We start from the raw sequence: 12,532 nt of genomic DNA, 5'->3' as shown, positions 1-12,532 counted from the left end.
CGGCGGCGCGCCGGGGTCAGCGCGCCTGTTCGGGCGATGCGGCGGCCGGTTCGTCGGCGGCCGCGTCACCGTTCGCGACGCGCGTTTCGGGCATCACGAGCCAGACCAGCAGCACCGCGAGCGCACCGGCGCCCGCGAGCCCGAAGAAGCTCACGGCGTTGCCGAAGTGATCGGCGACGTAGCCGGCCGCGGCCGTGCTGAGTGTCGCGCCGATCCCGGCCGCGAGCCCGAAGAGCCCGATGCACAGGTTGTAGCGGCCCTTGCCGCCCGCGACGTCGGCCGCGATCAGCGGCAGCATCACGCCGAACACGGCCGCGCTGATGCCGTCGAGCATCTGCACCGGTACCAGCAGGTACGGGCTGCTCACGCCGGCGAACAGCAGCGCGCGCACCGGCAGCGCCGAGAAGCCGAGCAACAGGATCGGCCGGCGCCCCCAGCGTTGCGCGGAGCGGCCGACCCACGGCGACAGCATCGCGACAATGGCCTGCGGCACGATGATGCACGCGGCGATCACGAGCTGCACGTTCTCGCCCATCCCGGCCGTGACTTCACCGGCCGCGAGGTTCAGCATCGCCGCGTTCGACAGGTGGAACAGCACGACGCACGCCGCGAAGATCAGCATCCGGCGGTCGCGCAGCAGCTCGAGCAGCGTTTCGCGTTCGCCGGCTTCGTCGCGATCGTCGGGCTTCGACGACTGCGGGATCACCTCGTGGGTCGGCTGGATCATCGCGAGCGCGAACAGCGCGGGCAGCGCGAGCACGGCGGTCAGCCAGAACACCGCGCGGGCGGAGAAATATTCGCCGGTGAGCCCCATCAGGCCCGCCGCGACCGCGCTGCCGATCGACGCCCAGCGCGCGTTGCGGCCGAGCCGGTCGCCGAGGTCGGCGCGGCCGACGAGCGAGAACGAGATCGCGGCCATGGCCGGCACGAGCATGCAGCTCGCGAAGCCGTGGAACACCTCGGCGGCGATCACCGGCACGATCGTCGGGCTCGACGCGAGCAGCACCGCGGACAGGATGATGGCCGCGATCGCCCACGCGGCCGCGCCTTTCTTGTTCTTCAGCGCATCGACGGCCGCGCCGCCGGGCACCTGGCTGACCATCGCGCTGATCGTGCCGATCGACAGCACCATGCCGATCTCGCCCTGCGTCCACTTGTGCGACGCGAGGTAGGACGCGATGAACGGACCGAACCCTGTTTGAACGTTTGCAACGAAGAAGTTGAGCCAGTCGAGGGACCGGAGACTGCGTGCGCTGACGGAATGCTTGATCGTCATCGGGTCGCGCTCGCAGACGAAGCCGGTGCCGGGGCAACGGGCGGGGGGAAAACCGCGACGATCGGCTTGTCGGCCGCGTAGGGCGGCGACGCCTTGATCTGTGCGTCGTTCAGGTCGAGCTGCGGATGCAGCGCCTTGTCGCGCGTGACGAAGCGCAGCGCGCCCCAGCTCGCGGCGATCGAACGGCGGTCGGTATTGACGAGGCCGCCGAGGTCGAGCACGACCGCCTGCGGCTGCGATGCGCGGTCGATCAGCACGTCGACGATGCGGCCGATCTTCGTGCCGTTCGGGCGCTCGACGTCGCTGTCGAGCATCGGCAGCCGCGTCGCAGGCGAGGCGGCGGCCGAACCGGACAGCGGCACGGCCTTGGGCCGCGCGGCCGGCGGGAGGTCGCCCGACGGCACGTCGAGCACGATCGGCTCCTGTTTGCCACCGGGCGTGAAGCGGAACACGTTCCACGGGAAGATGACCTTGCGGTCGCCCACGCCCATGAAGCCCTGCAGGTTCACGATCATCTCGCGCGGCTTGCCGCTCGCGTCGGTCACCATGTCGACCGCGCGGCCGATCACCTTGCCGTTGCGGCGCGCGACTTCGCTGTCGAGCAGCGCATGGATCTGGGTGCGGTCGAGCGGGCGCGTCGCGACGATCGGCGGCGGAGGCGGCGGCGGCGGTGTCGGCGATTCGGGGCGCTGCACGGGCTTCGGCCGCGTGGCTTCGCGGTGCGGCTTCTTCGGCGCTTCCGGTTCCTCCGGGTGCGTCGGCGCGGGCACGGGCGGCATCGTCAGCGGTTCGCCGGCGGTTTCCTCGACGGGCTCGACGAGCGCCTCGCTGATCGGCGCGGGCGGATTCTGCACCGGCAGCAGCCCGCAGCCGGACAGCAGCGCGGCGGCGGCGAGGATCAGGAAAACCGTCGAGGACGGCAACGACTTGCTGCGGGATGCGGGAAACGGAGGTCCGCCGCTCATTGACACTCACTCCATGGGTCGGGGGCGGCCCGGAGGCACGCGGCTGGCGATGGATGGCGGGTGCGGGCGGCGCACCACGCGAGGTGAGATTTTAACGTGTCTTGCTTTCAGGTCCGATTTCGATGGCTGGCTGGAGGCGGACTGTCGGGAAAAGGAAGGGATCGCGGGGTGGGGAAGGGGGTGAATGAAGGCGAAGGCTAAGGCTCAGGCCAAGTCGAAGGCGCCCGATCGTCTGCGACGATGCGGGCGCCGTGCCGGCCTGCCGCTTACTTGACCAGCGCGCCGAGCGTCGTCGTCACGGGGGCGAGCACGCCGCCCGTTTTCGAGAGCGCACCGGTGCCGCTGCCGCCCGTCAGCCCCGCGACGGGCGAGCCGCCGGCTGCGCCCGACACCGCTCCCGTCACGGTGCCGACCGCCGACGTGAGCGCACCGGCCGGGTTGCTGCCGCCCGTCGCGCCGCCGAGTGCGCCGGTCGACAAGAGCCCCGTGACCGGTGCGAGCGGGCTCGTCGCGGCGCCGCCACCGCCCAGCAGCGCCGTGCCGGCGGTGGCCACCGTGTTGCCGGTCGCGGTGACGACGTTGCCGACGCCGGTCGTCACCGGATTCCCGCCGGTTTTCGCGATCGTCGTGCCGGCGTTCGCGACGCCGTTGCCGACCGTCGTCACGAGGTTCGTGAGCGGTGCGCCGAGCGGCGTGCTCGACGCGACGGTCTGCGTGACCGACCCGACCTGCGCCGTGATCGGCGTGATCGCCGAGCTGGCGGCGCCCGTGACCTGCGCGACGGGGCCGGTCGACAACTGCGTGCCGAGCGTCGCGCCGCCGCCTGCGATCGTATTGCCGAGCATCGTGACCGCGCCGCCGACCGGCGATGTGACGGGCGCGAGCGGCGCCAGCGCCGAACCGCTGGCGCCGAGACTCGACACGACGCCGCCGGTCGCGGCGACCGCGTCGCCGAGGTTCGTGACCACGCCGCCGGTGCTCGCGACCGTCGTGCCGACCGGGTTCGACGATGCGCCGAGCTGGCCGAGCCCCGAGCCGAGGCCGGTGCCGAGCGTCGTGACGGCCGCGCCGGCATCCTGGACGACCGTGCCGAGACCTTGCGTGGTCGACGCATGGGTGCCGGGCAGCGACTGGCCGGCGATCGTCGTGCCGACGCTCGATACCGCGCCGCCCGCGGCCGTCACGATGTTGCTCGACGAGTCGATCGTCTGGCCGAGGGCATTGGCGGATGCGCCGCTGCCCGCCGAGCCGCTGCCGCTGCCCGTGCTGCCGACGGTCGAGCCGCTGCCCGAGCCGTTGCTCGTGCCGCCGGTCGTGGCCGTCGTATCGCCCGAACCCGATCCTGCGCCACCGGTGCCCTGGCTCAGCGAGCCGGAGCCGCCGCACGCGGACAGCGACACCAGCGCTGCGACGCCAGCCGCGATCATGATCATTCGGAGTCCTGCTTGATGGGTGGTAGGCGTATCCATGTCGTCCTCGTATTCGTTGGAGAGTGGTGTCAGGCGGCCTTCGCGTGCGTCAATGTGTCGCTGCGATGGGAAGCGGCTGGCGCATTGTTGGTTGTCTCCCTGATTGGCCTGTCGCCGTGTCGCGTTTTCGCCCGTACCGGAATCCGGAACATCGGTCGGGCGAGCGGTTTGCATTCTTTCGTCTTGCTTGCCGATCGCACCGGAAAACATCGGATTCCTGGCGATCAGAGTAGGTCTGCCGGCGCGAGCCGTCTTTTAAGCAACGTTAAATTGAAGTAAGCGTCCGATTCACTGCCGAAATCGGGGTAATCACCGTCGACGCGGCGGAAATCGTGTGAGTCGGTGCCGGTGGCGCGGATGTCGCGCGATGGCGGGAGAGGATGGGGAGGCGAGGCGGAGGGAGCGGGGCGGCGCCGGCCTCACCCGCCGTGGCGGCGGGCAGGCGCGGGCGCTGCGCGACGGGCGTGAAGCCGGAAACTCAGGCTTCCGGGTACCACGCGTCGGTGAATTCGCTGACCTTGACGTCGGACAGTTCCGGCCGTGCGGCCAGCCAGCCGCGCACGAGCTCGCGGTCGGCGTCGGTCGTCGTGCCGCGCGGCGCGCCGGAAATCACGTAAGCGCCGATGCCTTCGTCCGCCGACGCGACGGTCAGCAGCCCGTTCGCTTCGACGAAGTCGATGAACGCGTCGATCAGTTCGCCGCGCTCGAGGTCGGTCATTTCGTTGCGGTAATGCGCGGTGGCGTTGAACGCGAGTTCCTGGAATTCGCCGATGTGGAGTTTCTTGCGCTGGCGGCGGTTGTGGCCTTGGCTCATGGTGTGTGGTGAATGCGAAAAGGGTAGGGTGAAAGGGCGGCGGCGGGTGCCGGCGCGACATGCGCGGGCGGCCCGGGCGCCGCATCGAAGCGCCGCGCGGCGATGCCGGCGGCGGATGGACGGAACGTTACATCAGCACGATATCGTACTGCTCCTGGCTCAGGTTCGATTCGACCTGCAGCGACACCGGCTTGCCGATGAAGTCGATCAGCATCGCGAGATGCTGCGACTCCTCGTCGAGGAACAGGTCGATCACCTGCTGCGCGGCGATCACGCGGAATTCGCGCGGGTTGAACTGCCGCGACTCGCGCAGGATCTCGCGCAGGATGTCGTAGCACACGGTGCGCGACGTCTTCACCTGGCCCTTGCCCTGGCAGGTCGGGCACGGCTCGCACAGCACGTGCGCGAGCGATTCGCGCGTGCGCTTGCGCGTCATCTCGACGAGCCCGAGCTGCGAGAAGCCGTTGACCGTCACGCGCGTGCGGTCGCGCGACAGCGCCTTCTTCAACTCGGACAGCACCGCGTCGCGATGCTCGGCGTTTTCCATGTCGATGAAGTCGATGATGATGATCCCGCCGAGGTTGCGCAGCCGCAGCTGCCGCGCGATCGTATGCGCGGCCTCGAGGTTGGTCTTGAAGATCGTGTCGTCGAAGTTGCGTGCGCCGACGTAGCCGCCCGTGTTCACGTCGATCGTCGTCATCGCCTCGGTCTGGTCGATCATCAGGTAACCGCCCGACTTCAGGTCGACGCGGCGCGACAGCGCGCGCTGGATCTCCGTCTCGATGTTGTACAGGTCGAACAGCGGACGCTCGCCCGTGTAGTGGTGCAGCTTCGGGCTCACGGCCGGCGTGAATTCGCCCGCGAATTCCGACAGGCGCTGGTACGTCTCGCGCGAATCGACCTGGATACGCGTCGTGTCGTCGTTCGCGAAATCGCGCAGCACGCGCTGCGCGAGATCGAGATCCTGGTACAGCAGGCTCGTCGCCGGCAGCCGCTGTGCCTGGGCGACGATCGTCGCCCACGTCTTGCGCAGGTACGTGACGTCGCCGGCGAGCTCGTCGGAGGTGGCATCCTCGGCGATCGTGCGCACGATGTAGCCGCCTTTCTCGTCCGGCGGGATCACGGCCGTCAGGCGCGCGCGCACGGCCTCGCGTTCGGCCTCGCTCTCGATCTTCTGCGAGATGCCGATATGCGGCTCCTGCGGCAGGTAGACGAGCGTGCGGCCCGCGATGCTGACCTGCGTCGACAGCCGCGCGCCCTTCGTGCCGATCGGATCCTTGATCACCTGGACCATCAGCGTCTGGCCTTCGAACACGATCTTCTCGATCGGCTGGTGCGGCGTGCCCGACTGCGGCTCGCCCGCGAGGCGCGGATGCCAGATGTCGGCGACGTGCAGGAACGCCGCGCGTTCGAGGCCGATGTCGATGAACGCCGACTGCATGCCGGGCAGCACGCGCACGACCTTGCCGAGATAGATGTTGCCGACCCGCCCGCGCGACAGCGTGCGCTCGACGTGAAGCTCCTGCACCGCGCCTTGCTGGACGAGTGCGACCCGCGTTTCCTGCGGCGTGAGGTTGATCAGGATTTCTTCGTTCATGGTGGGTTCAGAAGGCGACGCGCGCGACACGCAGCAGCGCGGCAGTCTCAAAAAGGGGCAGACCCATGATACCTGAATGGGAACCGTCGATTCGCTCGATGAACTCGGCGGCGCGCCCCTGGATCGCGTACGCGCCGGCCTTGCCGAACGGCTCGCCCGATTCGACGTAGCGCGCGTACGCGTCGCGCGACGCGGCCGCGAAGCGCACCGTCGAGCGCGACAGCGCGGGCGGCAGCAGTTCGCCGTCGGCATCGATCACGGCGACGGCGGTCAGCACCGCGTGTTCGCGGCCGGCGAGGCGCGTCAGCATCGCGAGCGCGTCGTCGGCGTCGGCCGGCTTGCCGAGGATCGCGCCGTCGATCGTGACGGTCGTATCGGCGACCAGCACCGGCGACGCCGGCTTGCCGCTCGCGACGAGGCGTGCACGCGCAGCCTCGGCCTTGGCGATGGTCACGCGCCGCACGTAGGCATCGGCGGCTTCGCCGGGCAGTTCGGCCTCGAGCGCCTCGGCGTCCTCGTCGGGGCGCGGCAGCAGCAGCTCGAAGCGTACGCCGATCTGTTGCAGGAGCTCCTGGCGGCGCGGGCTTTGCGAAGCGAGGTAAAGGGTCGGGAAAAGCGCGGGGGGCGTGCTGGACGGCATGGTGTCGTTATCTCGGTGTGCGCGCGTGGCGCGCGTCTCGAGGACGACACGTCATGCGCGGTGGTAGGGGTGATTCTGCGTGATGCTCCACGCCCGGTAAAGCTGTTCGGCGAGCAGCACGCGCACCATCCCGTGCGGCAGCGTCATGCTCGAGATGCGCAGCAGCGTGTCGGCACGCGCTTTCAGTTCGGGATCGAGCCCGTCGGCGCCGCCGATCACGAACGCGACGTCGCGGCCGTCCTGCTGCCAGCCGGGCAGCGCCTGGGCGAGCTGCATCGTGGTCCAGTCGCGGCCGCGCTCGTCGAGCGCGACGAGGCGCGCGCCCTTCGGCAGCGCGGCCTCGATCTTCTGCCGCTCGGCCGCCATCACGCTTTCGGCGCTGCGGCCGCCCGAACGCAGTTCGGGCTTGATCTCGCGCAACTCGATGCGCAGCTCGGGCGGCATCCGCTTCGTGTATTCGTCGAAGCCGGATGCGATCCAGCCCGGCATCTTGTGGCCGACCGCAAGGATGAAAAGCTTCATCGGAAGACGCTTGACGAATCGGGGCTCAACGGCGGCGAGCGGCCGTCTTGCGCGCCGGGCGGGCGGGCGCGGCTTCCTCTTCTTCGTCGTCGCCTTCGCTGGCCTGGGCGAAGCCGTTGCCCTTGCCGCCGCCGAGCTTCATCCGCACGGGCTTGTCGCCCCAGATTTCCTCGAGGTTGTAGTACTGGCGCAGGGCCGGTTGCAGGATGTGCACGATTGCGTCGCCGCAGTCGACGAGCACCCATTCGCCGGTGTCTTCGCCTTCGGAGCTGACGATGTCGCCGCCGGCTTCCTTGACCTTGTCACGCACGCTCGACGCGAGCGCCTTGGTCTGGCGGTTGGAGGTGCCCGAAGCGACGACCACGCGGTCGAACAGTTCGGTCAGGTGGCTGGTGTTGAACACCTTGATGTCTTGCGCCTTGACGTCTTCGAGGGCGTCGACGATCACGCGCTGCAGTTTGCGAATATCCATGGATTCAGGAATGGTAGAGGCGATGTTGAAGAATATAGGCCCATACGGCGGCCGGCACATGCTCGGCCGATGCGTCGGGCATTTGCGCATGGCGCGCGATGCATTCGCGCAGGTGGGCGCGGATGTCGGTCGCGGCTATGTCGAACGAAAGGGTCGTATCGATCAGCAGGTGGCCTGCCGGCGTGGCCTTGAGCACGCCGGCGCCGGCTTGCCGCGCGGTGATTTGCTGCGCGACGTCCGGTGGCGCCGCGCCGAGGTCGAACCCCGGGCGCGTCGACACGCAGATGTGCGCGTAGTCGAACAGCTTGCGCCAGTCGCGCCACGTGTCGAGGCGCACGAGCTGGTCGGCGCCGATCAGCAGCGACAGCGACGCGTCCGGGCCGATCCGCTCGCGCCAGCGCGCGAGCGTCTCGACCGTATAGGTCGGGCCGGCGTGCTCGATCTCGTCGGTGGCGACGGTCACGGTCACGCCCGGCACGGACAGCGAGCCGGCGGCCGCGCGCGTCATCGCGAGCCGATGCTCGGCGGCCGACACGTCGCGCTTCTGGTACGGCTGCCCGGCGGGCAGCAGCACGAGTTCGGTCAGGCCGAGCAGTTCGGCGAACCGGCGCGCGAGCGCGAGATGGCCGTCGTGGATCGGGTCGAAAGTGCCGCCCAGCAAGCCGATACGACGCGGCAGCGGGGCGGGGCGGGCGGTGGTGTCCAGAAACGCGTCCTTTGCTTGAGGCAGGGTCAGACCCAGTCGCGCGGCACGATGAAGTCGCTGTACAGGCGCGCTTCCGGCGAACCCGGCTCGGGCTGCCAGTTGTAGCGCCAGTTCGCGACCGGCGGCATCGACATCAGGATCGACTCGGTCCGGCCGCCGCTTTGCAGGCCGAACAGCGTGCCGCGGTCGAACACGAGGTTGAATTCGACGTAGCGGCCGCGGCGGTACGCCTGGAAGTCGCGCTCGCGCTCGCCGTACGGCAGCTCGGCGCGCCGCTCGACGATCGGCAGGTAGGCCTGCAGGAACGCGTCGCCGACGCTTTGCATCAGGTCAAACGAGCGTTCGAAACCGGGCTCCGAGAAATCGTCGAAGAAGATCCCGCCGATGCCGCGCATCTCGTTGCGGTGCTTCAGGAAGAAATACTCGTCGCACCACTTCTTGAAGCGCGGGTAGAGCTCGACGCCGAACGGATCGAGCGCATCCTTGCAGGTCTGGTGGAAATGCCGGGCGTCGTCCTCGAAACCGTACACCGGTGTCAGATCCATGCCGCCGCCGAACCAGAACACGGGCTCCTCGCCCGGTTTCGTCGCGATCAGCATCCGCACGTTCATGTGGACGGTCGGGCAGTAAGGATTGCGCGGGTGCAGCACCAGCGACACACCGAGCGCCTCGAAGCCTCGGCCGGCAAGCTGCGGGCGCGCCGCGCTCGCCGACGGCGGCAGCGCATCGCCCGCGACGTCGGAAAAGCCGATCCCCGCGCGTTCGAACACGCGGCCGCCTTCGAGAATCCGCGTGCAGCCGCCGCCGCGCAGGCGTTCGGCCGGCCCGCGTTGCCATGCGTCGGTCGCGAGCGGCGTACCGTCGAGCGCGCCGAGCGCGTCGGCGATGCGTGTCTGCAGGCCCTGGAGGTACGTGCGCACGCGCGCCACGTCGTAGGTCGAATCGGTCATGTCTGGACTGGGTGCCCCCGCCCGAAGCGGAGGCCGTAAAAAAGGCTTCTGCCGGGCATTCTATCGAACCCCGGCAGACGAGCCGCCGCCGCGCGCGGGCGGGGCGGCAATTGCAGCGTCAGGCGCTCTTGCGGTTGAGCGCGCGAAAGCCGATGTCGCGGCGGTACTGCATGCCTTCGAAATTGATCTGGTTGATCGTGTCGTACGCATGCTGCTGCGCTTCGCGCACCGAATCGGCGAGGCCGACCACGCACAGCACGCGGCCGCCGGACGTCGTCAGCTTGTCGCCGTCGAGCGACGTGCCTGCGTGGAACGTGACGGCCTGTTCGGTCTCGGCCGGGATCCCGTTGATGCGGTCGCCCTTGCGCGGCGCGTCCGGATAACCGTGCGCGGCCAGCACGACGCCCAGCGCGGTGCGGCGGTCCCAGTCGAGCTCGACCGTGTCGAGCGTGCCTGCGATCGCCTGCTCGACGACCTTCGAGAAATCGCTCTTCAGGCGCGCCAAGATCGGCTGCGTTTCCGGGTCGCCCATCCGGCAGTTGAACTCGAGCGTGCGCGGATTGCCTTCCTTGTCGATCATCAGGCCCGCATACAGGAAGCCCGTGAAGCGGATGCCGTCCTTCTCCATCCCGCGCACGGTCGGCATGATGATCTCGCGCATCACGCGTGCGTGCATCTGCGGCGTGACGATCGGCGCGGGCGAATACGCCCCCATGCCGCCGGTGTTCGGGCCGCGATCCTCGTCGAGCAGGCGCTTGTGGTCCTGGCTGGACGCCAGCGCCAGCGCGTGCTTGCCGTCGACCATCACGATGAAGCTCGCTTCCTCGCCATCGAGGAATTCCTCGATCACGACACGCGCGCCGGCGTCGCCGAGCTTGTTGCCCGACAGCATCATGTCGACGGCTTCGTGCGCTTCTTCGAGCGTCATCGCGACGACGACGCCCTTGCCGGCCGCGAGGCCGTCGGCCTTCACGACGATCGGCGCACCCTTCGCGTCGATGTACGCGTGCGCGGCGGCCACGTCGGAGAACGTTTCGTACTCGGCGGTCGGGATGCCGTGGCGCTTCATGAACGCCTTCGCGAAATCCTTCGAGCTCTCGAGCTGCGCGGCTTCGCGGGTCGGGCCGAAGACCTTCAGGCCGCGTGCGCGGAACAGGTTGACGATGCCGGCCGCGAGCGGCGCTTCCGGCCCGACGAGCGTGAACGCGACGCCTTCGCGTTCCGCGAAATCGGCGAGTTCGTCGAGCGCCGTGATGTCGACGTTCTTCAGACGCTCGTCCTGCGCCGTGCCGCCATTGCCGGGCGCGACGTAGACCATCTGGACGCGCGGCGACTGCGCGAGCTTCCACGCCAGCGCATGTTCGCGGCCGCCGGAACCGACGACGAGTAGTTTCATGGGATTCCCCGCAGACTAGAAAACAGGGCGGCCGGCACGCTCAGGCGCGCCGGCCGCGGATTCGGTCGGGCCGCCGCCGCGACAGGAACACGGCGGCCGGCACCTCATTCCTCGACGATGACGGCGTTCGTATACACGTCCTGCACGTCGTCGAGGTTCTCGAGCGCGTCGAGGAGCTTCTGCATCTTCGCCGCGTCGTCGCCGGTGAATTCGACTTCGTTCTGCGGCTTCATCGTCACTTCGGCGAGCTCGGCCTTGAAGCCGCCGGCTTCGAGCGCGTCCTTCACCGCCGAGAATGCCTGCCAGTCGCACAGCACTTCGATCGAGCCGTCGTCGTTCGTGTTCACGTCGTTCGCGCCGGCTTCGAGCGCGGCTTCCATCAGCGCGTCTTCCGACGTGCCCGGTGCGAACAGGAACTGGCCGACGTGATCGAACATGAACGCGACCGAGCCGTCGGTGCCCATGTTGCCGCCGAACTTCGAGAACGCGTGGCGGACTTCCGCGACCGTGCGGGTGCGGTTGTCGGTCAGCGTGTCGACGATGATCGCCGCGCCGCTGATGCCGTAGCCTTCGTAACGGATTTCCTCGTAGTTCGCGCCATCCGCGCCGCCGACGCCGCGATCGATCGCGCGCTTGACGTTGTCCTTCGGCATGTTCGCGTCGGCCGCCTTGTCGACCGCGAGACGCAGGCGCGGGTTCGAGTTGACGTCGCCGCCGCCGAGGCGCGCCGCGACCTGGATTTCCTTGATCAGGCGGGTCCAGATCTTGCCGCGCTTCGCGTCGGCCGCTGCCTTCTTATGCTTGATGTTGGCCCATTTCGAATGACCAGCCATACCTTTCTCCGTGCCCGGGCGCACAGCGCGGGCGATTGTTTCAATGTGTCGTTGAATCGGCGGCCGTTTCGGCGGGCATGAAGCCGCGGGGCCGCGCGTGTCGAGTGGATCGAGATTTTATCACGCGGCGACCGCCGGATCGGGGCCGCCGCGCATGGCCGGACGGCCGGGCAGGCCGTCGCGGGCCGGGCCGCGCGTCGCGCGGCCGTGCCGGTGCGTCAGTTCTTGGTGCCGAACAGGCGGTCGCCCGCGTCGCCGAGGCCCGGCACGATGTACGCGTGCTCGTTCAGGTGCGAATCGAGCGACGCGACGAACAGCTTCACGTCCGGGTGCGCGTCCTGGAACACCTGCACGCCTTCGGGCGCCGCGACCAGCGCGACGAACATGATGTTCGCGGCCGGCACGTTGCGGCGCTTCAGCACGTCGACCGCGTGCACGGCCGAGTAGCCGGTCGCGACCATCGGGTCGCACAGGATGAAGATGCGGTCTTCCAGATCCGGCAGGCGCACCAGGTATTCGACCGGGCGGTGGTCGTCGGCGCGGTACACGCCGATGTGGCCGACGCGGGCGGACGGAACCAGGTCGAGCAGGCCGTCCGACATCCCGATGCCCGCGCGCAGCACCGGCACGATCGCCAGCTTCTTGCCCGCGATCACCGGCGCGTCGACCTCGACGAGCGGGGTTTCGACCCGCTTGGTCGTGATCGGCAGGTTGCGGGTGATCTCATAGCCCATCAGCAGCGTGATTTCGCGCAGCAGCTCGCGGAACGTGCGCGTGGACGTGTCCTTGTCGCGCATGTGCGTGAGCTTGTGCTGGATCAGCGGGTGATCGGTGATGAAGAGATTCGGGAAACGGCTGTCCTGTTTCATGACGGGGCGCCTTGGCGGCAAAA

At 69.0% G+C, this 12,532-nt stretch carries 13 protein-coding genes; all 13 read right to left on the bottom strand.

Features of this window, described 5'->3' with window-relative positions:
* Positions 1 to 16 precede the first annotated feature (16 nt).
* Positions 17 to 1,276, bottom strand: coding sequence for an MFS transporter (locus QZM35_RS34195; RefSeq protein ID WP_039370460.1), 1,260 nt, complete (start codon positions 1,274 to 1,276; stop codon positions 17 to 19).
* Positions 1,273 to 2,241, bottom strand: coding sequence for a PRC-barrel domain-containing protein (locus QZM35_RS34190; protein ID WP_089431522.1), 969 nt, complete (start codon positions 2,239 to 2,241; stop codon positions 1,273 to 1,275). The genes QZM35_RS34195 and QZM35_RS34190 overlap by 4 nt, the downstream gene beginning before the upstream one ends.
* A gap of 266 nt (positions 2,242 to 2,507) precedes the next feature.
* Positions 2,508 to 3,710, bottom strand: a complete 1,203-nt coding sequence (locus tag QZM35_RS34185; protein ID WP_301777582.1) for a collagen-like triple helix repeat-containing protein — start codon at positions 3,708 to 3,710, stop codon at positions 2,508 to 2,510.
* Positions 3,711 to 4,188: 478 nt separating this feature from the next.
* Complete coding sequence (locus QZM35_RS34180) at positions 4,189 to 4,524, bottom strand: YggL family protein (RefSeq protein ID WP_039370464.1); 336 nt, start codon at positions 4,522 to 4,524, stop codon at positions 4,189 to 4,191.
* A 127-nt stretch (positions 4,525 to 4,651) separates the two neighbouring features.
* Positions 4,652 to 6,121 carry a ribonuclease G gene (rng, locus tag QZM35_RS34175; protein WP_069248507.1) on the bottom strand — a complete coding sequence of 490 codons (1,470 nt, stop codon included), beginning with the start codon at positions 6,119 to 6,121 and terminating at the stop codon, positions 4,652 to 4,654.
* Between the two features lie 7 nt (positions 6,122 to 6,128).
* Positions 6,129 to 6,761, bottom strand: coding sequence for a nucleoside triphosphate pyrophosphatase (locus QZM35_RS34170; RefSeq protein WP_089431520.1), 633 nt, complete (start codon positions 6,759 to 6,761; stop codon positions 6,129 to 6,131).
* A gap of 51 nt (positions 6,762 to 6,812) precedes the next feature.
* Positions 6,813 to 7,283 carry a 23S rRNA (pseudouridine(1915)-N(3))-methyltransferase RlmH gene (gene rlmH / locus QZM35_RS34165; RefSeq protein ID WP_011352746.1) on the bottom strand — a complete coding sequence of 157 codons (471 nt, stop codon included), beginning with the start codon at positions 7,281 to 7,283 and terminating at the stop codon, positions 6,813 to 6,815.
* 25 nt (positions 7,284 to 7,308) lie between these two features.
* A complete protein-coding gene (gene rsfS / locus QZM35_RS34160) occupies positions 7,309 to 7,755 on the bottom strand; it encodes a ribosome silencing factor (RefSeq protein WP_089426006.1) in 447 nt (148 codons plus the stop codon).
* Between the two features lie 4 nt (positions 7,756 to 7,759).
* The gene (locus QZM35_RS34155) at positions 7,760 to 8,491 is read right to left on the bottom strand and encodes a nicotinate-nucleotide adenylyltransferase (protein WP_089431516.1); all 732 of its coding nucleotides are present in this window, start codon (positions 8,489 to 8,491) and stop codon (positions 7,760 to 7,762) included.
* Positions 8,488 to 9,411 (bottom strand): oxygen-dependent coproporphyrinogen oxidase, encoded by a 924-nt coding sequence (gene hemF / locus QZM35_RS34150; RefSeq protein WP_089426004.1) that lies wholly within the window; start codon positions 9,409 to 9,411, stop codon positions 8,488 to 8,490. Before hemF ends, QZM35_RS34155 begins: the two co-directional genes overlap by 4 nt.
* A 118-nt stretch (positions 9,412 to 9,529) precedes the next feature.
* Positions 9,530 to 10,807, bottom strand: coding sequence for a phosphoribosylamine--glycine ligase (purD, locus tag QZM35_RS34145; RefSeq protein ID WP_301777581.1), 1,278 nt, complete (start codon positions 10,805 to 10,807; stop codon positions 9,530 to 9,532).
* Positions 10,808 to 10,911: 104 nt separating this feature from the next.
* On the bottom strand, positions 10,912 to 11,640 hold the full coding sequence (locus tag QZM35_RS34140; RefSeq protein ID WP_011352741.1) for a YebC/PmpR family DNA-binding transcriptional regulator: 729 nt from the start codon (positions 11,638 to 11,640) through the stop codon (positions 10,912 to 10,914).
* 218 nt (positions 11,641 to 11,858) lie between these two features.
* Positions 11,859 to 12,509, bottom strand: coding sequence for a uracil phosphoribosyltransferase (gene upp / locus QZM35_RS34135; protein ID WP_011352740.1), 651 nt, complete (start codon positions 12,507 to 12,509; stop codon positions 11,859 to 11,861).
* Between the last annotated feature and the right edge of the window lie 23 nt (positions 12,510 to 12,532).

This window comes from Burkholderia sp. AU45274 (genome assembly GCF_030482505.1).
In the GTDB taxonomy this organism is placed as follows: Bacteria; Pseudomonadota; Gammaproteobacteria; order Burkholderiales; family Burkholderiaceae; genus Burkholderia.
This window is presented reverse-complemented; position numbering and strand designations above follow the sequence as displayed.

Excerpts from the sequence above, each read along its gene's own strand:
- QZM35_RS34195 (WP_039370460.1), bottom strand. The coding sequence starts at position 1,276 with ATGACGATCAAGCATTCCGTCAGCGCACGCAGTCTCCGGTCCCTCGAC.
- QZM35_RS34190 (WP_089431522.1), bottom strand. The coding sequence starts at position 2,241 with ATGAGCGGCGGACCTCCGTTTCCCGCATCCCGCAGCAAGTCGTTGCCG.
- QZM35_RS34185 (WP_301777582.1), bottom strand. The coding sequence starts at position 3,710 with ATGGATACGCCTACCACCCATCAAGCAGGACTCCGAATGATCATGATC.
- QZM35_RS34180 (WP_039370464.1), bottom strand. The coding sequence starts at position 4,524 with ATGAGCCAAGGCCACAACCGCCGCCAGCGCAAGAAACTCCACATCGGC.
- rng (WP_069248507.1), bottom strand. The coding sequence starts at position 6,121 with ATGAACGAAGAAATCCTGATCAACCTCACGCCGCAGGAAACGCGGGTC.
- QZM35_RS34170 (WP_089431520.1), bottom strand. The coding sequence starts at position 6,761 with ATGCCGTCCAGCACGCCCCCCGCGCTTTTCCCGACCCTTTACCTCGCT.
- rlmH (WP_011352746.1), bottom strand. The coding sequence starts at position 7,283 with ATGAAGCTTTTCATCCTTGCGGTCGGCCACAAGATGCCGGGCTGGATC.
- rsfS (WP_089426006.1), bottom strand. The coding sequence starts at position 7,755 with ATGGATATTCGCAAACTGCAGCGCGTGATCGTCGACGCCCTCGAAGAC.
- hemF (WP_089426004.1), bottom strand. The coding sequence starts at position 9,411 with ATGACCGATTCGACCTACGACGTGGCGCGCGTGCGCACGTACCTCCAG.
- purD (WP_301777581.1), bottom strand. The coding sequence starts at position 10,807 with ATGAAACTACTCGTCGTCGGTTCCGGCGGCCGCGAACATGCGCTGGCG.
- QZM35_RS34140 (WP_011352741.1), bottom strand. The coding sequence starts at position 11,640 with ATGGCTGGTCATTCGAAATGGGCCAACATCAAGCATAAGAAGGCAGCG.
- upp (WP_011352740.1), bottom strand. The coding sequence starts at position 12,509 with ATGAAACAGGACAGCCGTTTCCCGAATCTCTTCATCACCGATCACCCG.